We start from the raw sequence: 24,464 nt of genomic DNA on the forward strand, positions 1-24,464 counted from the left end.
ATGAAACAGATACTTGTTACGGCTTTGGGCTTGCTCAGTATCATTGCCACCGCGATGTACATCATGAAGTCAATCCCCGAAGAAACAACGTTAGCGCTGGAAGCTCAGCCTCGACAATATATCAAAGTCACAACAGTCGACATTGCTGCCGGGCAACACCGCTCTACCATTGAAGGTTACGGGCAGGTAATTCCAGAAGAAACTTTAACGCTCACGAGCCAGGTTTCAGGAGTGATTCTTTCGAAAGCAAAAAAATTTAAACTAGGAGAACAAATCTCTAAAGGTGATCTGCTATTTCACATTGACGATTCCAGTTACCAAGTACTGCTGGCTAACGCAGAAAAGGATCTAGCTAACGCACAACTTTCATTTTTCCAAGAACAACGCAAACATCAACGTGCTCAAAAAGAATGGAAAACTTCAGGTATAGAAGAGGCACCGAGTCCCCTCGCTTTGCGAGAACCTCAGTTTAAAGCAGCAAAGGCACGATTAAACGCCGCACTAAAAACGGTTGAAGATGCTAAACAACAACTAAGCAACACGAATATCCATGCTCCTTTTGATGCCATTGTCAGCCAAAGCAACGTCACCACAGGTGGTGTTGTTGCATCCGGAACCTCGTTGGGACAGATCAAATCCATAGAAACGGCTGAAGTACATCTTCAGCTTACGGAACGGGACTGGCAACAGCTCCCCTCCGATTTGAGTGCAATGTCGGTGACAATTCAGTCAGCATCTGATTTAGATTCAGGGCAACAATGGGCAGCACGGGCGAGTCACCTTTCACTGCTCGTGGAACAATCAACACGTATGCGTAACCTCATATTAAAAATAGACTCCCCTCTTCAACAGCCAGAGCCTTTGCTGATAGGGAGCTTTGTTAAAGTTGTCATTCAAGGTAAGAGCTACTCAGATAGTTTTGTAGTTTCATCCTCTTCCATTACTGCAGACAGCAATATTTGGTACGTCAAAGAAGGTCAACTTCATCGTCACAAGACTCAATCACTGTTTCAAGATATCGATGCGATTGGTTTTGAACAGGGCAACCTAAATCAACACATAACTTTGGTTGTAAAGCCGTTATCCAGCTACGTGGAGGGAATGCAAGTACTAGCACTCTCGGATAGCCCTCGGACAGACGACACGGACAAACTCGCATTAAATCGGAGCCTCCCGACTCCTGCCTCAGGGGCTAAATCACTTAAAGAGGTGAATGATGGACAATAACCTAAAAACTCATGGCGTTATCGCATGGTTTGTTCACAACCCTGTTGCCGCAAATCTTTTAATGGTTTTGATCATAGTCGCTGGTGGTTTTTCGGTTATCCAATCACGGGTAGAAAGCTTCCCCTCACTCCCCCCAACCAATATTACGGTAAGCGTCGAATATCAAAGTGGCTCAGCTCGCTCGGCTGAAGAAAGCATTGCGATAAAAATAGAAGATTCATTGTTAGGTGTAGAAGGCATCAAACAGATACACAGCAGTTCAAATAGTGACGGTGCCACGGTAACCATCACTAAGTCGAGTGGCTATTCACTCAACAAACTGCAACAAGATGTAAAAAGTGCGGTTGATGCTATTGGCGATTTACCTAGTGAAGCAAAAAAACCAGTGATCACACGTCAAGCCGACCTTGAAGAGGTAGTTTCAATTAACCTGTTTGGTGACGTGCCTATCGGTGCATTACAGCGTTATTTAGACGAGTTACGACACAAGCTCCTAAACTCTCCTTTGATACAAAAGGTTGATTACATTGGCCGAAAATCTCAGCAGGTCTCGATTGAAATTGACGAGGCAAAATTGCAAGCTTTCAGTCTCACGATGGAGCAAATCGTCAGCCAAATTAGAGCAGAATCATTAACCCAAACGGCCGGTCAGCTCAAAGGTTCTCAAGGGACGTTAGTTCTTAAAGCGGACCAGCAACACCGAAGTGCGAAAGAGTTCGCTTCGCTGCCAGTTAAACGCACAGCAACAGGGCAAACCATACTCTTGTCCGACGTTGCGCATATTGAATTAGGATTTGACGACGACGGCATAATTACTCGTTATAACGGCCATCCATCAGTAGGCTTAACGGTGAAAATGTATGGTCAATCAAACATCAACCAGCTAGCCCAAAAGACCAAATCCATCGTTGATGCTTACCAATTGACACTGCCGAACGGTATCCACCTAACCCAATGGAATGACCAAAGTGAGCCGATTAAGAACCGTTTATCTTTGCTACTTAAGAACAGTGCTCAAGGTATCGCTCTCGTTGTTATTTTACTGGCTTTACTCTTAAACATACGTGTGGCTTTCTGGGTTGCCGTTGGCCTACCTGTTACATTTGCTGGTGCAATGGTTCTTATGGGGGATTCTTTCTTTGGGCTCACCCTTAATGAATTAACCACCTTTGGCTTCATCATGGCACTCGGTATTGTCGTTGATGATGCCGTCGTCATTGGTGAAAGCATTTACGAACAAAGAGAGAAACACGGAGCTTCCGTTGAATCGACCATCGCTGGCGCGCAAAAAGTGGCAACACCAACCACCTTTGGTGTGTTAACGACCATCGTTGCTTTTATGTCTCTCAGCTTAGTTGAAGGAGAACTCGGTAAGATCTTTGCGCAATTTGCCATGGCTGCAACTTTCTGTCTGATTTTCTCACTCATTGAGTCCAAATTAATCCTCCCTGCTCACCTTGCCCGAGTCAGAATGGAACCGACTTCAGCGCGTGGTATTCCTGCCATATGGCACTATATTCAACAGCGTGTTCTGCGTGGTTTCAAATACATCACTTGGCATCTCTACAAACCCTGTTTGCAGCTGGTCTTACGTTATCGTTATGCCGTAATTGGTCTCTTTGTCTCTCTGTGTATCCTAATTGGCGAATCACTAATAACAGGCAAGCTTAAGTCGGTATTCTTCCCAGAGATTTCTAATAACTTCATCACTATCGAGCTCGCCTTTGAAGATGACGCTGGTTACGGATTAGTACAACGTGAAACACTTAAAGTTGAACAAATGGCTGCATCATTGAATGATTCACTAATGAGCGAATATGCGCTGTCTGTGCCTCCAATCCAAAGTGTATTGGTTGAAACCACCAATAACAGTTCGCAAATCATTGTTGGCCTTTCGAGCAACACTCAACGCCCAATCAGCGCGGGTGCTATCGCTAAAGAATGGCAATCCATGATCCCAATACTTGAAGGCATAGACAGCGCCAATTTCTTAGCCGATATGATCAGCGATAAAGCAATAAGCATAGAATTAAGAAGTCAAAATCAAGCAACGATCAGCAATGCAACTCGCGAACTGACCCATCACCTCAATAATGTACAAGGTGTTCATGGAATAAAAAGTAGCCTCGCGAATACACAGGCCCAAGTTGATATTAAAGTTAACGAAATGGGGCTAACCATGGGGCTCACCACATCGAATCTCCTACAACAACTCAACATGGTATATCAAGGTTACGAAGTGCAGCAATTTCAAGAAGGGTCGCATGAAATAAAGGTCAAGATTCAGTATCCACAGTCAAAAAGACAAACATTGGATAATCTCAAATACGCACAAATTCGCTTGAGCAATGATAAGTTAGTGCCACTCAATGCGGTAGCCAATATATCGACTCGATATGTGTCCAAAAACATTGAACGAATGAACCGTAACAGAGTCAATGTGATAACAGCTGATGTTGATAAAACTGCCGCCTCTCCAGAAGAGATCATTGATAAGCTAGATAGCGACCTGTTTAAAAGCTTACAGAATAAGTATCGTGACCTAAACATTGTCCTTTCTGGACAGCAACAAGAGCAGGAACAAATATCAAATTCACTGTATAGCGTGTTTGCTATCGCTCTTATCGGCATCTACGCATTGCTTGCAATACCACTCAACTCATATTTCCAGCCACTGCTGATCATGTGCACAATCCCATTTGGTATTGTGGGCGCCTTGATGGGACACTTAATCCAAGGGATACCCATCAGTATACTTTCTCTGTTTGGAATGCTTGCATTAACCGGGGTCGTCGTGAATGATAGCCTCTTACTTATCTCACGCTTTAATACCAAGATAATGAGCGGTGATACCGTATACGAGGCGTTAATTGAATCAGGAACAGGACGCTTAAGGGCTATTGTGCTGACTTCTGCAACCACGTATTTTGGCTTAGTGCCCTTACTGTCAGAAACCTCTCCTCAAGCTCAGTTTTTAATACCAGCAGCTACGTCAATGGGGTATGGAATCTTATTCGCAACGGTAATAACACTTCTTTTGGTACCCGTATTGCTAATGGTTCAGCAAGATATCAAGCAGCTGTATCACAACATAATTACCCAACGATCCGCTTCTTTTACTGGGGTTAAGAAAAATGAAATCTAACTTATCTATCAACGTGTTATTAGTTGAAAATGACAAGGAACTCGCCGCTTCAGTTGCAGAGTTTCTCGAATTTGAAAACATCAAATGCGATCATGCTTACAACGGGTTAAGCGGTTTTACACTCGCAAAACAAAACTACTATGACGTTATTCTCCTTGACCTAATGTTACCCAAAATAGATGGTTTTACTGTCTGTGAAAGACTTCGAGACGACGGTGACGATACGCCTATTTTGATGCTGACAGCAAAAGATACGCTGCAAGACAAAGAAGCTGGCTTCAATGCTGGCACCGATGACTACTTAATCAAGCCATTTGCAATGAAAGAGCTCGCCTTACGTATCAAGGCGCTCTCTAAGCGAAGAAGTAGCCAACAAAAAAGATTAGTACGAGGTGACCTAGTTTACGACTTACAAAACCAGCAAGTATCAAGATCAGATCAAATCTTAGAGTTAAATCGACTCAATCGAATGCTTTTAGAACTCCTCATGCGCCGAAGTCCACAAGTAGTGAGTCGCAGCGAGATAGAAGAGTGTTTATGGCCAAATGACGCACCAGAAAGTAACAACATCAAAGTGCAGGTTTATCAACTGAGACAAAAAATCGATAAACCATTTGAATCCAATTTAATTGAAACCGTCGTTGGTCAAGGTCTGAGGATAAAAGAGCAACCATGAGCATCAAAAAGAGCTTCCCAATACGGGGGCACCTAACCACCTTTTTCTTAGGCTTATCACTTCTGACAGCCTTACTATTCGGAGAGCTCTTAATCCGTCACTTTGAATATGGAATAGAAGATTCAGTAAAGATGCGACTCGCCAGTGAATGGTTGAGCTTTAACGAAGTGCGTCTTATAAATCCAGAGGCCAAACTGTCTAAATCCTACGTGGTGTCATTTTATTATGACCAATTGCCAGGCATAAAGATCGATGGCAAAGATGTACTTCGGGATGTGACATTGACAAACAATGAATTCACAGTCGTCTTCGTTGATGAAACCGTCACCAACGATATCAAGAAAGAAGCGGTCATTGGTGTCTATCGTTTTACTCTCGAAAACGGTCGTTCGGTATTTGGCGTTGCTCGGTACGACTACCGCCTGATCGGCGACACAATAGACGTGTGGTTCGATCATCGCTTCAATCTGATTATCTACATAGCTCTTGGCTATATCTTTTTTATTGTATTGGCACTTTGGCTCTACAGTTATCAAGTAGGGAAAAAAACCGAACAACTCGTCGAATGGTCAGAAAGTGCGTCCAACGACCTATTGACGAACCCCGCTCCCAACTTTAAATTTAGTGAATACAATCGCGTTGCGCTTTATCTCGAAAAGGCACTAAGTAAGAATGCGCACTTGGTAGAAAGAGAACAACGTTTCCTTTCTCATGCTAGTCACGAATTGAGAACGCCTATTGCAATCATACGAGCAAATATGGAGATTTTAGAGCGCATCTCCCTCCCCTCAGATTTACAGCGCCCGATCAATCGTATCGACCGCGCGAGCCGCAACATGCAGCAAATTACCGAAACCATGCTCTGGTTGGTCCGAAAGAGTGAAACCCCACCGAATCAGAACTCAGTGTCTATAGCCGCTTTGTTGGATAACTTAATAGAAGAGTTGGAATACTTAATTCAAGGTGAAGAGATCGACATAATTCGTGATTACGCTCATGCCCCAACGATTAAACTCCCAGAGACTCCAATCAAAATTGTAGTTGGCAATCTAATTCGTAACGCCTTCCAATACACACATAGCGGCACGATCCGTGTCTATTTCGAGAAAAACAGCATAGTGATCAAAAACATTAATACACAAGAACTTGATCTGCCATTTCAAGATAGCTTTGGCCTCGGGCAAGATTTAACCGAAAAAATATGTAAGAAGTTAGGGTGGTACCTTGAAGCACAGGAAATAGAGGGGGGCTTGCTGGCTAGACTTCACTTGCCGATTACGCCTAATACCAATGCCTAGCTGTATGTTTAATTGAGTGGCCAAGCTTCAACCTAAGCAAAGAATTCCTGTCTGCGTTAGCTAAATTTGAAGCATTGTTAATCAGATTCAGCCAGCAAATACGAGAAAGGGCTAGCAAACATGCTAGCCCTTTGAATAATCGAGAATCGGTAGTCAATAACTTAGAAGTGGTAGCTCACACCAACGCCCATAAAATACCCGCTGGTGTCATAAAATGCGATATTCGAATTGTTATTAGAATAACCAGCTAGCGCGTTGAAACCCCAGTTTTCCCAACCCATAAAGTCCATATATTCATAGCCGAGCGTTAAGCTATATTCATTATCTTCACGTGTTTTCTTAAAAACAGGGTTAGACGCATCATATGAGCTATAACTGTAATCCGCGTTCACCGAAAATGCATGGTCGTTAACTCTCTTTAGGTAAGTCAACGAGCCAGAATAACGAGAGAAGGAAACCGCATCACCATCTGCAAGGTGTTTTTGATAAGAGAAAGAGGGCTCGATGAAAGAGGTTTCAGTAATTGGCATTCCCATAGAGAGACTTGCATAATAACCTTTAGCGTCACGCTGAAGCACTTTAGTTGGTACCCCTAGGTAAAAGCCTGATTTCTCATTTTTAATATCTTGCTTGTAGACAGCAAAGTCGCCAGCTAGACCGATATCTAAGAAATTATCTAGTTGTAAACGGAAGGTATCGCCGGAAATATCTGTTTTGGTCCTTGCTGTATTGGCTATAAACGGGTCTTCCCATACTTCACCATTTGCAATAGTCGGAAGGTAAGAGAACGACATGCTCGATTCGTTGCCGTATTCCAATGTGTAACCAAATTCAAGAGCAAAAATGCCTTCGATGATATCGCCACGCGATGTACCCATAAACACCTGTTGGTCGTTATCTGCACCAAAGGTATAACGTAGCTGCCCTAATGGCACAGCAAGTGCGCTCGATTCCGAATCTCCCTTACTGTTCAAACTGCCTTTTTTAACAGAGTCTGAGTCATCTGTTTCACTACCAAATCCGACCAAAAGCCCAACTTCTCCTCCCCAACCTGGTTTATCAAGCTCAGCCAATACATTTGCACTAAACAAAATCCCGATAGGCAATAACATGCGGTAATTCATCGCAACTTCTCCTTATGAAAGTTGCCAATAGTTTGCCGACATGAAGGTAAATACAGGGTGAATAGAAGTGATATGTTTAGCTTAAATATACAGATAAAATATATAATTCAACCAATCTAAGAACCTTAGCTTTGGTTTTAAAAAATGTGGGATTATGTAATTTACCGATAAGTTACAATGAATAGAATAATTCGGAGAAGAACGGTTGATGCCCCGGCGGCAACCGAGCATTAACCATTAACGTACTGTAAGCTAGGCTTGGCTCTCAAGCACATGTTTTACATAGTGACCCGGCGCTTTGTCAATCACTGGGTTAAGTTCTGAGCCTTAATTAAATGGCTCAGGTTCCTCGTCAGCTTCAGAGCCCTGTAGCCACTGGTTTTACAGAATCCTTAACCGATAATCGTATCATAAAAACTGCAGATCCATTGTTTAAACGGAATAGCCAGATACTGCTTATATCGGATTAAATATAATGAGGTGCCAATAAAGAAGCCCACTCTGCGATAAAGTAAGATTTCAAAAATTTTACTTATGAACGGTAACCCTAAAGAATATTAATACGTCCAACACTTAAAATGGGGCGATTTTTACTTCGTAAATATTTCATTTGTATTTACATCGAAATAAATTTTATTTTCAAGAGACAGTCCGCCGCAATAAATAAAATAGACATCTCGGTCACTGTACTTCACCGATTTCACCCAACCACCTAACTCCTCGAAATCACTTGGGTCACATTCGCCATCCGAGATCAGCTCTGCAACCGTATTGCGGAACGTCTCTTTATGGAGCTTAAGATCGTCGGATTTAACCAAATATGAATCCAATATCTCTATGCTTTCTTTCTCGGAAATAATCACTTCATCATTGGATAGGCCAGACATCGAGACCCATTCGGCAGTCTGTGGCCCGCCTTCTTTTAGAACGATGTAATCTGAGATACGAGCCCATTCGCCTTGTTTCTCTAACACTTCGACCTTTTCACCTTTATAGAGGTAATCTGTTATCAACCCATCAATTTCAGGCTGCTCTACCACTTCGAGCTTTCTATCCAAAACGTAAAATTCGGTCTGTTCTGGTTCAGGCTGAAGATCCATGATAGGTGCGAGGTCAGAATCTGACTGCTGAGCAACTTCTGCAGCTGGCTCTTCCATTTTCTCTGGTGGAATTGGGTCTTTATTCATGACCAAGAAGTAATACGCCGCTCCTCCGCCCAATATTAACAACACAAGTAAAGCGATCAGCGCTTTTTTCATCAAATCCACCAGCTCTTCCGTTTTAGGTATCTTTCAAGTGTACATCAACTCATGCTGCTGCTCATCTATACTCTCTATAGAGAACGCAGTAAGTAGAGGAAAGTCATGAGTTTTTGGGTGAAGGTTATCATTGTGAGTATACCTTTGAGTGCTAATGTCGCGCTAGCAAACCATTGTGACCGTGAAAACTGGCAAGTACTGTTGGACCGCCAACTCTCATTTGAAGGGCGGTACAACCAATACACTAAAGAATTCAACCAAGTTCTCTCAACCTATGAGTCACAAACGCTGTTATCCAAACATTTCACCAGAAAGCAGATCATTGAACTTTGGGCAAAGTACGAACAAAGGTTTAATGTACAGCTCAATAGTCATATGAATACCGCTTACGATGTCTCTGAGGTTCTATTAAAACAGGCATACGTTGTGTCTACCGAGCTCGATGGCGCGGAATCTCTAACGTATTCTTGGCAAGCCGTCGCTAAACATTGCACCAACGCAAAGCTACCGCGACAGACAGAAAGTGCGCAGGTGCATGTACAAAGCTCACAATCACTCTCGCAAGATCTCCATACGCTCAGTGAAAAGTTCCGTCAGCTGTCTTCAAAATACCGCAAAGAAGCCACGATGATTGACGAAGCACGTCACACAAACCAACCGACAAACGATGGCCCAAACTGAAAACATTACTAGGTTTCATCGCTTTATCGACTGGATTTTTCCGATAAATATGCTTCCCTCTAGCCAAAATAGTCAGATAACTCGTTAATCAAAGCTTTATCAATAAGTTGTAAAACTAATGTGCGAACTATCAACAATAAAGTTCAATTTCCGACCAATGCAAGCGAGTATGTGAGATATTCATCACAAAATAGATTTACAAACGCCAAGAAATTGTTATCATGATTATTCATATAACTTAATAACAAGAAACATTTTGGCTAGGTAATATGCAAAAAACTATGGCTTTCAACTGCTTGAGTAACACGGAATGGACTGCGGAGATAAGAGGTAAACTTTTATCTGTAGCTAAACACATGGAAGAGTTCGGTTCAGTAAGTGAGCTAGAGCTATGTAAGATATTTGGAGAGACAATTTGGAATGATGGTGTGGATTATCATTCACATGCTTTTTCATTCAGAATTAACGCTCAAACTGGGGATTGTTCAATCTCTAACTTTAAGTATCACTAAGTTTTGCACCTATCATATACGGAGTGCCTTTCACGAGGCGCTCCGTTTTTTATTGCTGCGCATCTGGTATTTGACGACAGTCTTTAAGAGCAGCGGCCGCCTAGTTTAACAACGAAAGTCATTTCGTTTTCAGCTCATTTCACCCAAAGACGTCTCCCCTACCTATAGCTTAGTCAGTATAAACCGGAAGTGGCGCATTGCCTTTCACTTGCCTAATCGCAAGATGAGTATGTATATCTTTTACGTTAGAGAGTCGCTGTAGCTTTCTTGTAAATGCTTCATAAGCCATAAGATTTGGACTGACAACTTCTAAAAGATAGTCATAAGCTCCGGATACAACATGGCAGCTGATGACCTCTTCCATCTCGACAATTGCACTTTCAAATTTATCGATCGACACTTCTTGGTGGTTGTTTAAGCTCACCTCAACAAACACACTCATTGCGATGCCGACCTGTTCTCGTGACAGGCTCACACGATAGCCATCAATAATCCCTTTTTCTTCCAGTCTTTTGATGCGCCTCGCGCACGGTGAAGCCGATAAGCCAACCTCATCAGCTAACTCAGCCGTGGTTAGCCTGCCGTCTTTCTGAAGCAACTCAAGAAGATGTCTATCAATCCTATCCATAGCAAATACCGATCATTGGTTAAATTCGTTAACAATTTGGGAAATATTAGCAGAAATCATCAACCGTGACTCAAGTTCGAACAAAACTTGCCAACTTGTGGCACACCAAGTACCCCATAATGAGTCATCATCCACTTTCCTTGTTTATTATGAAGCTTGGTTACCTATCTATTATTGTCACTCTGCTCATCTGGGCGAGCTTTTTCCTTTCTCTTAAAGGCGGCGCAAATTCAGACTTAACACCTGCAGACATCGCACTGACTCGATTCCTCATACCTGCATTGGTGCTATTGCCTTTGATGTGGAAAGCACGCAGCACGATCGCTGCTGTCCCGAATCGATACTTGGCCGGTATGTTTGTGGGGTGCGGGTTACCTTATTTACTCGTTGCAGGGACAGCCATGCAGTTTGTTCCGGTATCACACGGGAGTGCTTTGGTTCCGGGAACGCTTCCTCTGTTCGTAACAGGAATCGCGGTACTCTTTTTTAAACAACCGCTTAGCCGACACCGTGTCATTGGTTTAGGTCTTGTTTTACTCGGGATATTGTTGTTTCTAGGAAATAGCTTAAGCAGCTTCAACTTTGAATACACCAAAGGTCACTTGTTGTTTTTGTGTGGCAGCTTAATGTGGGCGACTTTTACCATCTCAGCACGTGTTGCCAATCTTAATGCGCTTGTGAGTGCGGGTTTCATTTCATTTTGTTCCACTTTGCTATTGCTGGTCCTTATCCTTACAGGAACCCTCCCTAGCCATTTAATGAGTACACCAATTACTCAATGGCCAGTCACAGAGCTTGCCATACATTCAGCGGTGCAAGGCGTCGGCGCAGGCCTAATAGCGGCATTCACTTATCTCTATGCTGTCAATACATTAGGAGCAGAGCGTTCAGCCGCCTTTGGCAGTGCAACACCCGCCGTTGCAACGTTGTTGGCGATCCCACTGTTTAACGAGATTCCGGATACGATGACTTGGTTAGCGCTTGGTTCAATTTGTATCGGCAGCTTAGTCGCGAGCAACATTTTCATGAGAAACGACCAGTCTATGCAGTATCAACCGCCAAGCCATAGCAAAGCCTGATACTGCGTTCAAACCTAAATACAGTTCCCCTAAACATCAATTTTAGGGCTTGTAGTACATAGATAAGCCTACAAACGTAGGCTTATCTAAAATCTGCTTTTTCTGAACTCGCTTCTCCATTAAACTGTCCGACCTTTTTGCAGATCCAAGAGAACACCATGCAACGCGATTACACTTTAACTTGCTTAAACAACATGCCTCGTGAAGAACTAGAAGAATTTAGTTTAAGAATGATTCATCGCCTTGTCCCTGAAGATGCAATGACGGAACTGTTTACGTTCGAACAGGAAGAAGTAACCAATGAAGAGCGTATGCAATCAGCGAAGTTTGATGCGATGTTGCGAATGACAGCAATCGCGCTGAGTGAAGTGAATCTTGCGTTTAGTGAGTCGGATAACTCACAGCAAAACATCGAGCGCATGACTCGACTATTGCTTTGGCACTTCTATGCAATGTCGTTCAACCTTGAGCAAGCGATCAGCCTTGAAACTCACTGTGACAAAGTCGAGAAGATTTTGTTGAAAGCACCGGCAGAAGCATTTGGTTGGGTAAAAGAGCTAACAGAGTTGCTGCACTTCTATGCTGAACTAAATGAAGGCAATGAAGGCAATGAAGGCAACGAAGCCAAAAAAGACGCATAAAGTCCCTTCAACTTAAAAACTTCTCAACTTCTCAACTTAAAAGCTGCTCAACGAGTTGTTCGTTACTCAAAGAACAACTCGACTATCCCCTAGAACAGCGGCAAGTAGAACGATATCGAAAGAAAATAGAACTAAATCGAAGGCAGTCAGGGCTATACCGAAGGCAAATAGAAACTTTGTTGAAATGAGTTTTCTGCTTTTGTTGTTTCTAAAACACTATGATGCAGCATCAGTATCGACTGAGCGATTTTGGTGCCAATACCTAACGAACCATTAGGGGCCTCTCGTTCAACTTCATTATGGATAACGACCTTCACCCGTTTTGAATCCGATTCTAAACCTACATCTAACGACACCATTGTTCCGCTCGGGCTATGCCTCAACGCATTATCTAGCAGATTCAAGATCAGCCTCTCAAGTAAATCACCATCACCTACAGCCTTGATTCCTTGAGGCATATTGACGTTCAACTCAACATTCTTATGGCGATACTGGCTTTGAATCGTTTCTAAGCATTCGTTCATCAACACATTAAAATCAATTGAAGCGTATTGATACGTGGGCACAGGGTTATCATTCTTGGCGCTGTCGAGTAGTGAATGGAGCTGTTCAGACAACTTGTTGCCATTACGGTAAGCGACGTCAATCAACGGGTCTGACTTCGGGTTTTGAATCTTCCACGTTTCTAGGTAACCAAGAACACTCGATAATGGCGTTTTCAAATCATGACTGAGCTGTAATAAGCTTTGTCTGCGGTGTGATGACTGATACTCAAGCTGCAAAAACTGTTGTTGGATGTGTTTCGCCATCAATTGATAAGAACGTGCAATGGGCACCAATTCTGGCACTTGATGGACAAAGTTAGGTTCCAATCTAAAATCTTGCTCAGCTTGTTGCTGCAATTTATTGGTTACCGCCTCTATTGGGTTCAACAGACTGCGTTTCACTAGCAGATAAGCTCCAATCGCAAAGCCAAAAATAGAAACCAGCACAAGCCCTGCAAGTGCGATGTATGGTGTATCAACCTGAGAGTTGGTGATCACAGTATGGCGATTACTTCCTATCACCACATACAAATAACCCACCGTCGACCCTAGCTCTTCAATCGCCGCCACAGAAAATACTTTAGGAGAGCCTGGGTTGATCGGGTCTTCGCCCAAAATAGGATAAGGCTTGTCATTTAAGAACTGTTGAATGGGCGCTAGATCTATCTGATTGGCTAACACAGTGCCTTCAGGTGCTGCATTGGTGGTGATATTGCCCTGACTATCCAGAAAATAGATATCAAAATCAGGCCCTATCAACATCAAGGTATGGAATATAGATTTGAGTGCTTTGGGGTTGTAGTCGGTACCAATCATGAGAGGATTATCATCGCGCATATGAACCGCGAGCTCTTTATGTAAGCTCTGCTTAGTTCTTTGTTCTATGGTCTCTTTTTGCCAATGATAAGTGTAAGCAATTACCACACTTACCAACAAAAACCACAAACTTGTGAACAGCACTAAACGCGATTTGAAACTCATGTTCTCTCCTCGATGGCTCGTAGGTCTTACTGGCTTTTTAGTAAACTTAGGGCGCAACACATAGACCTAAGCTTTTGACTCAAACTTATAGCCAACACCCCAAACGGTTTTAATGAAATCATCATCACTATTGGGCATCGCAAGCTTGGTTCTTAGACGGTTGACCGTGCTACACACAGTATGGTGATAGCCAGAGTGATGAGTATTCCAAACGTGATCGAGCAGCTCGTCTTTGCTATACACACGCCCCGGGCGGGTTGCTAAGAAGTGAAGTAAGGTAAACTCGGTAGCAGTAAGCGGTACATCTCGGTTATTGAGTGAAACCTGATGGCGTTCAGGTTGAATAGTGAGCCCACCAAAATTCATAATCGATTCTGTTGTCATAGCCTCTTGAGTGACTGATTCAACATGGCTTAAACGGCGAAGTACGTTCCTCACTCTTGCTTGAAACTCGAGAACGCTGAAAGGTTTCGTTATGTAGTCATCAACACCGGCTTCTAAACCTGACACCTTATCTAGCTCAGCATCCCTTGCTGTTAGCATTAGTACCGGTGTCCAATCTTCTTTCTGACGGATCATCCGACAAAAATCGAGTCCATCACCATCAGGTAAACCTCGATCGAGCACGACTAGATCAAACTGACCATCCAGGTATAGATCCTGTGCTTTTTCAATCGTATTGGCTCTTTCGACAATATGGCCTTGGAACTTAAGATGCATCTGCACCAGTTCAGCTAGGTCATCATCATCTTCAACCAACAATATGTTTGCCATCAAATTTACCGCAGCACTATTCATGATCCCTGCTCTATTCGGAGTCTGCCTACCTTTCAATTGACCGGAACAGAGCAGGAATTCTTTCATCGTGCTTTCAACTCTATTATTCAGTTCGAGTAATGGTGATTCTTGCTCCTGGGTTGAGAAAACGATGATTAGCACTTAAAGCAGACGTCGTAAGGCCGTCATCTTGGCTGATTACACCAGAGTGGAAACTCACTACATCGGTGTCGTCTCGTGTGGTATTAAAACCCTCACCACCGCCCGCAGGTCCCGGAATCGTTGCAGCAAGCTCGTCGTTCAATTCCGTTCCTGAATCCCAAACATTCATGTTCATCACAAAGGTATCACCCACGGCTAATGACTTGAGTGGCAAACCGGATTCACCAACAAACGCATCATTGGTGTTCACCAACATGGAAGCAACTGAGATATACCCTTCTTGATTTGGGTCAACACGAATAGACACCGTGTCTTGCTCACCTGAAAGAATCAGCCCATTGCCTGAGATGCCTTGATAAACATTGGCGTCACTGTCACTGAGCGCAAGCAATTGTGCATTACTGCCTCCTTCCGCCAAATATTCCAGATCGACAGAGGCACTTTGCCCAACTTCAAACAGGTCAAAATTCGTATTATGAGTCAATACCGCGAGGGGCGACATAGGTTGATTGGGCGTTAGGTTAGCAACACTGACATCGTAACGATAGTAATCGTCGTCATCGTCCGGACAACCTGCTAACACAGCTACTGATGCAGCGATAAATAGAATTCTAGCTTTCATAAATCCCCCTTACTTCACAACAATGGTGATAGTTGCCACAGGGTTTAACCAACGATGACTGCTACTATCAAGGTCACTGATTCCGCCAGCCGCGTTACTATCACCAATGTTGCCCGGATGAATATGAACCTTAGCGTTTGACACTGCCGTTTCTACACCAGTACCACCAGCGCCAAAGGTAATGAATGGAGGGTTCGGCATGCTGCCCGCCAGCTCATCATTGGCTTCTGTACCCGCGTCATAACCATTTAGAGTCGCTTTGTAGGTGCCCGCTTGAGTTGGGATTTTCCAACTGTCTAAGCCAACAAAGCCGTCGTTGGTTGGCAGCAGCATGGCACCCAATGACAAGTAAGCTAAATCACCGGTGTCGATATCAAACGTAGTTGCGACGCCCGGATTAAGAATACCGGTAGCTGGGTTTTCAACCACCACACCACCCGCGTTTGCAATGACACCAGATAAACCTGAAATATCGCCACCTTCGGCCATGGATTCTAGTTCCGCAGAAGCCGTTTCACCCGTTCTAAACATGAACAAGCTGGAGTCATGAGCGGCTGCCAAGATAGGCGTAAAGTAGATCCCTTTCGTTGCGTTGGTAACGGTCACCTCAAGCTCTGCAGCCTGAACCTGAGCTGCTCCGAGGGTCAACATAGCCGAGCTGATCACTAAGCTGATTTGAGTACGTTTGTTCATTTTGATTCCATCCTTTATCGAGTCCTATCGTTGCCAACAAAACGAATAACAGCGATATACCGTTACCTTTGCCAGAACGAACTGTGGTGTTGTTAACTCTAAGAATGGCGATCAAATCTATCAGCAACTTCATTGAATTCTCATAAAACTCTCACAAGTTTATTCAAACTTCTTACAATCCAGAAAGACAGACCTAAAATACTGATATGTGAATAGAAACTCTCGTTCCAGAAATGAGAGATACACAAGGAATCATGGTTCAAGAATAGCGCAGACCAAACGCAAAAAGGCCCAATCGATATACCGACTGGGCCTTTCACTGATGTATAAAGCTTATCTCAGGAAAGCTCTATTCGCTTCCAACTGAGTTCGCCGAACAACACCAATTTAGAATGCGTAGTTTGCGTCAACAAGTTCGCTTACTTCTACTTTGCTTACTTCTGCGCGAGCTTCAAGCCACTGCGCTACTTGCAGTTGCTCTGCTTCTGTCACTGAACGATAGCGCTCAATAGAACATAAGAAACCTTCGAACAGCTCTAAACCACCGCCACCAAAGCACAGGCCGATGCTGTCGATAAAATCGATAAATTCATCGATGAACACATCGTATTGGTCAAAATCAGCAATCGAAGTCGTGCAGCTTACTTCAAAACCTAGAATAGCGAATTCACCTAGGTATAACTTCTTGCGTAGGCGGCGATTTTTGTTTTCGATTTTATCTAATTTCATAACTGTCTCTCTTTTCGTTTGATAAAGCATTTATACACAGTTCCTTGCTGATCCCCAAGAGTTTTGTATTACACGAGACGCTTAATGGCAAAAGTCGTGCTACAGAAACAAAACCTTAATCAAAACCATAACAATCTGTCACTTAACTGCTTCACGATTAGTCACACATTGACCCAGGTTATTAACTTATTCGCTGATAGCCGGGTTACTCATGAACAACTAATAATAGATACAGCCAACAGGAAGCAGTAACAATGAGCAAGGAAACATTTAATAGCACTCGTTTCAACAAGAGCAAAAACAAACCCTTCGACGAAGTCCTAGACGCTAACCTATCAAGAAGAAATGTATTGAAAGGCGGTTTAGGCATCAGTGCTATGACGGCCTTTGGTGCATTTGGGCTTTCTGGGTGCAACTCTTCTAGCCCAAACACTTCTGTAGGTAATGGTTCTGGCGTCTCAAATGCAGTACTGAATTTCGATTCGATCCCAGGCTCACTTACCGACGCAGTTTCCGTTCCACAAGGGTATGTTGCACAAGTTTTAGTTCCATGGGGAACGCCTCTAAACGCGCAAGGCAGTTCATGGAAGGACGACGGAAGTAATACAAGTACAGATCAACTCAACGCGCTTGGTATGCACCACGACGGCATGCACTTTTTCTCGTTAAACGACAGCGATACTGATGGCTTGCTGTGTATTAACCATGAGTATATAGACACTTCAGCACTGCACCCAAATGGCCCAATGATTGTGAATAGTGCTCGTACTATCGTCGATGAAGTTCGTAAAGAAATTAACGCGCATGGTGTATCTGTCGTTCGAATTCAACTTGAAGACAATATGTGGAAGCTGGTCGATACTGATCCACTAAACCGCCGTTATACTGGTGCAACCGTAATGGATCTCTCAGGTCCTGTTGCGAACACGGAACTGACAGTAACGCGCTTCTCACAAGATGGCAGCCAAGCACGCGGTACATTAAACAATTGCGGTAACGGCTTTACTCCTTGGGGCACTTATCTAACGTGTGAAGAAAACTGGCCGGGGTACTTTGTGAATACTGGCGTTCGTACTGAAGAACAAGACCGTATTGGCATCGATGATAAAAACACACGTTACTTATGGGAAACTTTGGCAGGTAATGCAGAAGAACGTTTGGATGAATTTACTCGCTTTAACGTAGAGCCTACGGGCACAAGCTCAATCGACGATTACCGCAACGAAGCAAATGGTCACGGTTATATTGTTGAAATTGACCCATATACGCAAAATTCTCGTGCCAAAAAGCGTACTGCCCTAGGTCGTTTCCGTCATGAAGGTTGTACGTTTGGTCAGCTTAAAGCGGGGCAACCAGTAGTATTCTACTCTGGTCACGATTCTCGCTTTGAGTACTTATATAAGTTTGAATCAACAGCTAACTGGAACCCAGCAGATGCAAATCCGTCAAACCGCTTGGCAACCGGTGATAAATACATGGATGAAGGTACGCTGTACGTGGCTCGCTTCAACGAAGACAGCACTGGTACTTGGCTGCCGCTAACGTTAGAGAGTACAACTGCTTCTGGGGGTACGCTGGCGGACAACTTTAACTCGTTAGCAGAAATTATCCTAAACACGGCAGGTGCAGCCGACCTTGTTGGAGCCACTCCAATGGATCGTCCGGAGTGGTGTACAGTAGACCCATACACTGGTTCTGTATATCTAACGCTAACCAACAACACTTCTCGCACAGATGAAACAAACGCAGCAAACCCACGTTTGAACAACAAATTTGGTCATGTGATTCGCTGGGATGAGGGGGAAGACGCAACAGACTTTACTTGGGACATCTTTGTGTTCGGTTCGCCAGCCAATGGTGATGCGGACACGAACCGATCAAGCTTAACAGACATGAACCAATTCGCGAGCCCAGACGGTTTGGCGTTTGATGCTCGTGGCATCTTGTGGATTCAAACCGATAACGGTGCAGATGAAGTGACCGGCTACACCAATGATCAAATGCTAGCAGTAGTTCCATCAAAGCTAACGGATGAAAATGGCACTCAAGAAGTCATTAGTGCCGAGAACCAAGCACAACTCAAGCGCTTCTTTGTTGGTCCTAACGGTTGTGAAGTAACAGGCTTTACCATCAGCCCAGACTACAAGTCATTGTTTGTAAACATTCAGCACCCAGGCAACTGGCCATACAGCGCAGACGCAGCAGAAGAGACTCCGTCAGGAATTTCAGTTCGCCCAAGAGCATCTACGGTTGTGATTCGTCGTGAAGACGGCGGTGAAATCGCGGTTTAATACGCTAATCTAGCTAAGTAAAATCAAAAAGAGCGATAAGGCCAAACGCCCTATCGCTCTTTTTATATTCTATACGCTCTTTGACTCAACTAATGGTCTGCGGCTTTGTAAACTGCTCTTCACTCCAAACCAAATCACGCACCGTCATCCTCGAGAAGGAGGAACGACTGAGTCGGTGATCTCTGCTCGTTGTAGGCTAACCAGAATTAGCTAACGAACAACCACACACCAACGCCCATCATTAACGTACCTGCAATGCGGTTCATCAACTTAACGTTATCGGCTTTACCAAGCATATGTTTTAAGCTCTTACCACCTGTCGCATACAAGGTCATGCAGACAAATTCAGAAACCAGAATAATAGACACTAAAATCAACAACTGCGGTGCTAAGTCTTTATTACTATTAATGAAAGGAGGCAATAACGAAATCATGAATGCCCAGCCTTTCGGGTTCGCAATCGCTGTCACGAAGCCTTGAACCACCAAGTCCCAATCATTGCTGACTTTTGTTGTTTGGTTGTCAGTGCTGATCGCCAGTTTACCTCTAGAACGCCACATCTGAACGCCTAGATAGAACAAGTAAGCTGCACCAACAAATTTGAAGCCCGTAAATAGCCACGGGTAGTTCAACATAATAGATGCAATACCCAATACCGCAGCAATAGAAACCACCGCAACACCAGCCAATTCACCGATCATCATCCATAATGTACGCTTGTATCCAACACTCATTCCTAGCGTCAAAGCCAAGGTCATACACATACCGGGCGTAATTGACACAAAGAAAAATGTGGGAATAAAAGCCCAAAGCAGTGCGCTATCCATATTATTACCTTATCGACTTATTTTTATTTAAGTGTTTAGCTTGTTGAGCTGTCTTTCTAAGGAGCTACCTTATATTTAGCGACACAACGAAAAAGAGCCACATAACAGTGGCTCTTTTTAGTCACCAACCGTAATTACTTACGACGGTTTTTAATTCGCTTCATCATAGTCAAACGACGTTCAGCGCTTGCTTGATCTTGAGGCTCTTCGTTTGCGTTGTTCTTACGACCCTGACGGTTTTTGTACGCCGATTTAGTGTTCAGCTTCTCGATGTAAGCATCACGTTTCTTCGGTTCATAACCCGGTTGTTCAACACGACGAATACGTTGTTGAATCAGTGTTTCAACTTGAACAACAGTCAACTCTTCTTCGCGATTAACGAAAGAAATCGCATGACCTTGTTTACCAGCGCGACCTGTACGGCCAATACGGTGAACGTAATCTTCCGCTAGGAAAGGCATGTCGTAGTTAATTACATGTGGTAAATCTTCGATATCAAGACCACGAGCTGCAACGTCGGTTGCTACCATCACACGTGCTCTGCCTTCTTTGAAGTCATCCAAAGCACGACGACGAGCGCTTTGTGCTTTATCACCGTGACAAAGTACCGCTTTAATGCCGTCTAATTTAAGCTCTTTAACAACGTCATTCGCTGTTTCTTTGTAGTTCACGAACACAAGCACTTGGCGCCAGTTTTTACGGCCAATCAGCTCAGAAAGCAGTTCTGTTTTACGCTCTTGATCCACAGGGTAAACCACGTGACCAACAGTAGAAGCCGTTGAGTTTTCGCGCTCAACACTGATACGTTTTGGTTTACGTAGAATATCAACAGACAGTTGGTTTAACTGAGTAGAAGTCGTTGCTGAGAACATCATGATTTGCGGCGATGTTTCTACATCCAACATGATCTTACGAACGGCATTGATAAAGCCCATATCAAGGATACGGTCAGCTTCATCGAATACTAGAAATTCTAGGTTTGCGATAGACACGTTACCCGCTTCTAAGTGCTCTTCCAAACGGCCAGGTGTTGCAACCAAAATATCCACACCCAGTTCTAATTGACGAACTTGTGAAGACATTTTGTTACCACCGTAAACCGCTGAAACGCTTAGTTCAGTGTATTTAACGTAGTCTTTAATGTTTTGAGCGATCTGCGCAGCGAGCTCTCGAGTTGGAGCAAGAATAAGGCCGCGAGCCGTTCCTCTAGACGCCTTTTTACCGCTGTTCAAAAGGTGCTGAATAACAGGCAATGAAAATGCCGCTGTTTTACCCGTACCGGTTTGAGCAGTAGCAAAAATATCATGGCCTTTACGAGCCATTGGAATCGCCTTTTGTTGAATTGGAGTGAGTTTTTCATAACCACACTCAGTCAACGCTTTGACTAATTCAGGAGCAAAACCTTGAGAGGAAAATGACATTGTTACGGGTTCCTTAAGCAGACAGCCTACATTCTTATTTCAGCCGAGCACTATAAAGTAATTAGAGTGATTTATCTCACATTTATCGTGATATAACGCAAACTTTCTCATTTAATCTGGTGTTTACCCCACCTTCAACGAAGTAAACACCGAGATCATCAGTTCAAACAGTAAAAATGGCGCTATTTGATGCCACACAGCTTGAGTAGAATCTGCTCGAGATCATCCCAAGGCATTAACTGCGAGTCGATCACTTCAAGACGAGACTCAAAGCCATCAAGGGAAATTTCATTCACTGACACCACTTGATTCGCCACGTTAAACGCATAGCAACCTTGGTCAGTATTCACCACGGCTTTTACACGCTCAGCCGTTAGATCCGACAGCATTGAAAACAGCGCATCAAAGTCGAACTTATGCTCTGCGCCAAATAGCCAACCGCAACTGAAATAGCCCTGACCTTTATTCTCTTTACGGATGAAAGCTTCACCGGGAGGAAGTTGGAATTGAGGCTCTTGTTCAGCGTGATCGTGATGATGTGCTTCAATATGAGAGGAAGCACTGCCGTATACTCTTTCAATGTCCAACACTTCCAATGGCACTTCACCATCGTGAATTAGCTTATGGAAGACTTTTGCTGGCGTTTGATCCGTCACCCAATCATTGAACACATCGATGTCTTCAGAATGAACAAGGTCAACCTTAGTACCAAGAATCACATCTGCACTGTCCAGTTGATCATTGAAATTCTGATTCGACGTGTACTTTTCATTGGATAGGTTTCGTGGGTCAACCAAGCCAAGCGTCGCTTTTAAATCAACATAAGGTGTGTATTGCTCTGAAGTGAGTGTCGCAATAACCTGTTTAGGGTGACCAAGCCCAGTTGGCTCAATCAATAAACGGTCCGGCTTTTGGCGCAGTAAGGCATTAATACCTACCGACATAGGCACACCTGCAGTACAACACATGCAGCCACCCGGTACTTCTTTAATTAAAGCACCTTGGTCTGTCATTAATGCGCCATCAATGCCGATTTCGCCAAACTCATTAACCAGGACAGCCCAGTTTTCATTCTCAGGTTTATTTTTGAGCAGGTTCAAAATAGCTGTCGTTTTGCCAACACCCAAGAAACCCGTAATTATGTTTGTAGGAACTTTTTTGGTCATATCAGTTCTCCTTTTTAAGGGAGTATATACACAATCACGGAGAAATTGACCCCAATCGCTTGTTTATACGGAGAATGATTTAAGCCAGAAGTTGTATGAGTGTCACTAGAAAAGGGGGGAACGAAGAAAAATGAATGCTCCAGATGAACTAAAGGCGTACTTATCAGTACGCCTCACTCTCGTTACTCAATCGTGAGTTCGCGAATCAGGAAGCCTTAAATATCGACCTGAACAATTAACGAGAAACTAAAACTTTGTATCTGAATCCATCCAAATTGTGTGTAAAACCTCACGTCTCCTTACGGTTTGTTATGTTGCTTTACGATTTAACTATGGTTCATTTTTGGGGATATTCAAGCCACCACCAGAGAATCGATCAAAATTGTGACGGGGATTCCACTATTGCCCATAGATTCCATTTATGTAACACGTACATTCCATAAATGAAATTCAACTTTTCATCTTTGCTGCTATAGGATATGCAGAGGACGCGTATAATTTATGACAACCCCGCCTTAACCCATTCAGGAGCCTTATCTCAATGACCAGAAGAGAGAAAATTAAGCAATCCTTATTAGCCAAAATGCCAAGGGATGCTATTAATCAATTTCTCTCAAGAGATAAGACACCCGCTTCCGTTCTCTTTCTTTCTTGTATTGTAGGTGTACTTGCTGGCGTAGTGGGTACCTATTTCGAAGTCGCGGTTCATTTCATCACAGAAACTCGTACCGATTGGCTTAAAGATGAAATCGGTAGCTATTTACCCCTTTGGCTAGCCGCTTTCCTTATTAGTGCTGCATTTGCCTTTATTGGTTACTTCCTCGTTCACCGCTTTGCTCCAGAGGCTGCAGGCTCAGGCATCCCCGAAATTGAAGGTGCGATGGACGGTATGCGCCCTGTTCGATGGTGGAGAGTATTGCCAGTAAAATTTTTTGGCGGTATGGGCGCATTAGGCTCTGGTATGGTTTTAGGTCGAGAAGGACCAACCGTTCAAATGGGCGGCAGTATTGGTCGCATGGTCACCGATATCTTTCGAGTCAAAGATGACGACACTCGCCACTCACTATTAGCTTCGGGTGCCGCAGGTGGTTTAGCCGCCGCATTCAACGCACCACTGGCTGGCATCATGTTTGTAGTCGAGGAGATGAGACCACAGTTTCGCTATTCACTCATATCAATTAAAGCCGTCATCATCTCCGCGGTTTCAGCCAACATCGTTTTTCGATCAATCAACGGGCAGTCTGCCGTTATCACAATGCCTCAATACCAACCGCCTGAACTGGATGCTCTGTGGTTATTCTTGTTGTTAGGTGTGTTGTTCGGCCTGTTTGGTGTGATTTTCAATAAGCTGATTACACTTTCGCAAGACCTGTTTGTGGCAATACACAAGAATGACCGTAAACGCTACTTAATGACAGGTTCCCTGCTGGGCGGTTGCTTTGGCTTATTGCTGCTCTATATACCAGAGTTGACTGGCGGTGGTATTGGTATCATCCCGAACATCACTAATGGCAACTACAGCGCAAACGTGCTGCTGTTAATCTTCTTAGGGCGCGTGCTCACCACGCTACTTTGTTTCGGCTCTGGTGCACCGGGTGGTATCTTTGCACCAATGCTTGCTCTAGGAACGCTCTTTGGTTACGCGTTTGGGCTTATCGCGGCGGCATTCTTCCCTGAACTGAATATAGAGCCGGGTATGTTTGCGATTGCCGGCATGGGCGCCTTATTTGCCGCCACCGTGCGAGCGCCTATCACTGGTATTCTGTTGGTTATTGAAATGACCAATAACTACTACCTGATCCTGCCGTTGATCATCACCTGCTTAGGTGCGGTAATCATTGCTCAAATGTTAGGTGGACAGCCAATTTACAGTCAGCTGCTTAACCGTACGCTGAAAAACGAGAAGCTAAGACAGCAAGACCTCCCTCAGCAAGAGGAAGTACGTTAACGACATTGAGAACGGTAGTTCAAATGTGGGAC

21 protein-coding genes are annotated in these 24,464 nt (G+C 43.8%); 10 read left to right on the plus strand and 11 right to left on the minus strand.

The features are described from left to right. The 4 genes from L3V36_RS08070 to L3V36_RS08085 are packed head-to-tail and all read left to right on the plus strand — an operon-like array spanning position 1 to position 6,346. A complete protein-coding gene (locus L3V36_RS08070) occupies positions 1–1,227 on the plus strand; it encodes an efflux RND transporter periplasmic adaptor subunit (protein WP_102447745.1) in 1,227 nt (408 codons plus the stop codon). Continuing rightward, the gene (locus L3V36_RS08075) at positions 1,217–4,372 is read left to right on the plus strand and encodes an efflux RND transporter permease subunit (protein ID WP_102447746.1); all 3,156 of its coding nucleotides are present in this window, start codon (positions 1,217–1,219) and stop codon (positions 4,370–4,372) included. Before L3V36_RS08070 ends, L3V36_RS08075 begins: the two co-directional genes overlap by 11 nt. After that, positions 4,362–5,048, plus strand: coding sequence for a response regulator transcription factor (locus L3V36_RS08080; RefSeq protein WP_102447747.1), 687 nt, complete (start codon positions 4,362–4,364; stop codon positions 5,046–5,048). Before L3V36_RS08075 ends, L3V36_RS08080 begins: the two co-directional genes overlap by 11 nt. Beyond that, a complete protein-coding gene (locus tag L3V36_RS08085; RefSeq protein ID WP_208775332.1) occupies positions 5,045–6,346 on the plus strand; it encodes a HAMP domain-containing sensor histidine kinase in 1,302 nt (433 codons plus the stop codon). The genes L3V36_RS08080 and L3V36_RS08085 overlap by 4 nt, the downstream gene beginning before the upstream one ends. Positions 6,347–6,507: 161 nt before the next feature. Here L3V36_RS08085 and L3V36_RS08090 read toward each other — a convergent pair whose 3' ends face one another. Both L3V36_RS08090 and L3V36_RS08095 read right to left on the minus strand, forming a co-directional pair. Then, complete coding sequence (locus L3V36_RS08090; protein ID WP_102447749.1) at positions 6,508–7,470, minus strand: DUF2860 domain-containing protein; 963 nt, start codon at positions 7,468–7,470, stop codon at positions 6,508–6,510. Between the two features lie 590 nt (positions 7,471–8,060). Next, positions 8,061–8,738, minus strand: coding sequence for an SH3 domain-containing protein (locus L3V36_RS08095; protein ID WP_102447750.1), 678 nt, complete (start codon positions 8,736–8,738; stop codon positions 8,061–8,063). Positions 8,739–8,834: 96 nt separating this feature from the next. Between L3V36_RS08095 and L3V36_RS08100 the strand changes: the two genes are divergently transcribed. Together L3V36_RS08100 and L3V36_RS08105 are read left to right on the plus strand one after the other, a co-directional pair. Then, entirely contained in the window at positions 8,835–9,410 is a 576-nt protein-coding gene (locus L3V36_RS08100) for a hypothetical protein (RefSeq protein ID WP_102447751.1), read from the plus strand. A gap of 269 nt (positions 9,411–9,679) precedes the next feature. Next, positions 9,680–9,922 carry a hypothetical protein gene (locus tag L3V36_RS08105; RefSeq protein ID WP_017062621.1) on the plus strand — a complete coding sequence of 81 codons (243 nt, stop codon included), beginning with the start codon at positions 9,680–9,682 and terminating at the stop codon, positions 9,920–9,922. 169 nt (positions 9,923–10,091) lie between these two features. Here the strand turns inward: L3V36_RS08105 and L3V36_RS08110 are convergent, their stop codons facing one another. Next, on the minus strand, positions 10,092–10,550 hold the full coding sequence (locus L3V36_RS08110) for an Lrp/AsnC family transcriptional regulator (protein ID WP_017078313.1): 459 nt from the start codon (positions 10,548–10,550) through the stop codon (positions 10,092–10,094). Between the two features lie 149 nt (positions 10,551–10,699). Between L3V36_RS08110 and L3V36_RS08115 the strand changes: the two genes are divergently transcribed. Both L3V36_RS08115 and L3V36_RS08120 read left to right on the plus strand, forming a co-directional pair. Next, entirely contained in the window at positions 10,700–11,629 is a 930-nt protein-coding gene (locus tag L3V36_RS08115) for a DMT family transporter (protein ID WP_102447752.1), read from the plus strand. A gap of 158 nt (positions 11,630–11,787) precedes the next feature. After that, positions 11,788–12,270: an exoribonuclease R gene (locus L3V36_RS08120; RefSeq protein WP_102447753.1), complete on the plus strand. Its 483-nt coding sequence runs from the start codon at positions 11,788–11,790 to the stop codon at positions 12,268–12,270. Positions 12,271–12,422: 152 nt separating this feature from the next. Here L3V36_RS08120 and L3V36_RS08125 read toward each other — a convergent pair whose 3' ends face one another. From L3V36_RS08125 to L3V36_RS08145, 5 genes are all read right to left on the minus strand, one after another. Beyond that, positions 12,423–13,796, minus strand: a complete 1,374-nt coding sequence (locus L3V36_RS08125; protein WP_102447754.1) for a HAMP domain-containing sensor histidine kinase — start codon at positions 13,794–13,796, stop codon at positions 12,423–12,425. Positions 13,797–13,862: 66 nt separating this feature from the next. After that, on the minus strand, positions 13,863–14,594 hold the full coding sequence (locus L3V36_RS08130) for a response regulator transcription factor (RefSeq protein WP_017086843.1): 732 nt from the start codon (positions 14,592–14,594) through the stop codon (positions 13,863–13,865). A gap of 82 nt (positions 14,595–14,676) precedes the next feature. Then, positions 14,677–15,357 (minus strand): spondin domain-containing protein, encoded by a 681-nt coding sequence (locus tag L3V36_RS08135; RefSeq protein ID WP_102447755.1) that lies wholly within the window; start codon positions 15,355–15,357, stop codon positions 14,677–14,679. A gap of 9 nt (positions 15,358–15,366) precedes the next feature. Then, on the minus strand, positions 15,367–16,050 hold the full coding sequence (locus tag L3V36_RS08140; protein WP_017093725.1) for a spondin domain-containing protein: 684 nt from the start codon (positions 16,048–16,050) through the stop codon (positions 15,367–15,369). Between the two features lie 387 nt (positions 16,051–16,437). Beyond that, positions 16,438–16,779 carry a YggL family protein gene (locus L3V36_RS08145; RefSeq protein WP_004731398.1) on the minus strand — a complete coding sequence of 114 codons (342 nt, stop codon included), beginning with the start codon at positions 16,777–16,779 and terminating at the stop codon, positions 16,438–16,440. A gap of 254 nt (positions 16,780–17,033) precedes the next feature. On the opposite strand from L3V36_RS08145, the gene L3V36_RS08150 reads away from it, so the two are divergent. After that, positions 17,034–19,070: a PhoX family phosphatase gene (locus tag L3V36_RS08150; protein ID WP_017093724.1), complete on the plus strand. Its 2,037-nt coding sequence runs from the start codon at positions 17,034–17,036 to the stop codon at positions 19,068–19,070. Between the two features lie 206 nt (positions 19,071–19,276). On the opposite strand, the gene L3V36_RS08155 is transcribed toward L3V36_RS08150, so the two are convergent. From L3V36_RS08155 to L3V36_RS08165, 3 genes are all read right to left on the minus strand, one after another. Further along, on the minus strand, positions 19,277–19,897 hold the full coding sequence (locus L3V36_RS08155; RefSeq protein WP_004731394.1) for a LysE family translocator: 621 nt from the start codon (positions 19,895–19,897) through the stop codon (positions 19,277–19,279). A gap of 134 nt (positions 19,898–20,031) precedes the next feature. Then, complete coding sequence (locus L3V36_RS08160) at positions 20,032–21,318, minus strand: DEAD/DEAH box helicase (protein WP_004731392.1); 1,287 nt, start codon at positions 21,316–21,318, stop codon at positions 20,032–20,034. Between the two features lie 182 nt (positions 21,319–21,500). Continuing rightward, complete coding sequence (locus L3V36_RS08165) at positions 21,501–22,484, minus strand: GTP-binding protein (protein WP_017082085.1); 984 nt, start codon at positions 22,482–22,484, stop codon at positions 21,501–21,503. Positions 22,485–23,025: 541 nt separating this feature from the next. Between L3V36_RS08165 and clcA the strand changes: the two genes are divergently transcribed. After that, entirely contained in the window at positions 23,026–24,432 is a 1,407-nt protein-coding gene (gene clcA / locus L3V36_RS08170; protein WP_017078301.1) for a H(+)/Cl(-) exchange transporter ClcA, read from the plus strand. The last annotated feature ends 32 nt before the right edge of the window (positions 24,433–24,464 follow it).

Origin of the sequence: Vibrio sp. G-C-1, assembly GCF_021728015.1 — a bacterium.
In the GTDB taxonomy this organism is placed as follows: Bacteria; Pseudomonadota; Gammaproteobacteria; order Enterobacterales; family Vibrionaceae; genus Vibrio; species Vibrio splendidus.

Coding starts and splice junctions, on each gene's coding strand:
- L3V36_RS08105 (WP_017062621.1), top strand. CDS start 9,680: ATGCAAAAAACTATGGCTTTCAACTGCTTGAGTAACACGGAATGGACT.
- L3V36_RS08085 (WP_208775332.1), top strand. CDS start 5,045: ATGAGCATCAAAAAGAGCTTCCCAATACGGGGGCACCTAACCACCTTT.
- L3V36_RS08145 (WP_004731398.1), bottom strand. CDS start 16,779: ATGAAATTAGATAAAATCGAAAACAAAAATCGCCGCCTACGCAAGAAG.
- L3V36_RS08090 (WP_102447749.1), bottom strand. CDS start 7,470: ATGAATTACCGCATGTTATTGCCTATCGGGATTTTGTTTAGTGCAAAT.
- L3V36_RS08120 (WP_102447753.1), top strand. CDS start 11,788: ATGCAACGCGATTACACTTTAACTTGCTTAAACAACATGCCTCGTGAA.
- L3V36_RS08160 (WP_004731392.1), bottom strand. CDS start 21,318: ATGTCATTTTCCTCTCAAGGTTTTGCTCCTGAATTAGTCAAAGCGTTG.
- L3V36_RS08155 (WP_004731394.1), bottom strand. CDS start 19,897: ATGGATAGCGCACTGCTTTGGGCTTTTATTCCCACATTTTTCTTTGTG.
- L3V36_RS08140 (WP_017093725.1), bottom strand. CDS start 16,050: ATGAACAAACGTACTCAAATCAGCTTAGTGATCAGCTCGGCTATGTTG.
- L3V36_RS08110 (WP_017078313.1), bottom strand. CDS start 10,550: ATGGATAGGATTGATAGACATCTTCTTGAGTTGCTTCAGAAAGACGGC.
- L3V36_RS08130 (WP_017086843.1), bottom strand. CDS start 14,594: ATGAATAGTGCTGCGGTAAATTTGATGGCAAACATATTGTTGGTTGAA.
- L3V36_RS08075 (WP_102447746.1), top strand. CDS start 1,217: ATGGACAATAACCTAAAAACTCATGGCGTTATCGCATGGTTTGTTCAC.
- L3V36_RS08100 (WP_102447751.1), top strand. CDS start 8,835: ATGAGTTTTTGGGTGAAGGTTATCATTGTGAGTATACCTTTGAGTGCT.
- L3V36_RS08165 (WP_017082085.1), bottom strand. CDS start 22,484: ATGACCAAAAAAGTTCCTACAAACATAATTACGGGTTTCTTGGGTGTT.
- L3V36_RS08115 (WP_102447752.1), top strand. CDS start 10,700: ATGAAGCTTGGTTACCTATCTATTATTGTCACTCTGCTCATCTGGGCG.
- L3V36_RS08125 (WP_102447754.1), bottom strand. CDS start 13,796: ATGAGTTTCAAATCGCGTTTAGTGCTGTTCACAAGTTTGTGGTTTTTG.
- L3V36_RS08070 (WP_102447745.1), top strand. CDS start 1: ATGAAACAGATACTTGTTACGGCTTTGGGCTTGCTCAGTATCATTGCC.
- L3V36_RS08080 (WP_102447747.1), top strand. CDS start 4,362: ATGAAATCTAACTTATCTATCAACGTGTTATTAGTTGAAAATGACAAG.
- L3V36_RS08150 (WP_017093724.1), top strand. CDS start 17,034: ATGAGCAAGGAAACATTTAATAGCACTCGTTTCAACAAGAGCAAAAAC.
- clcA (WP_017078301.1), top strand. CDS start 23,026: ATGACCAGAAGAGAGAAAATTAAGCAATCCTTATTAGCCAAAATGCCA.
- L3V36_RS08135 (WP_102447755.1), bottom strand. CDS start 15,357: ATGAAAGCTAGAATTCTATTTATCGCTGCATCAGTAGCTGTGTTAGCA.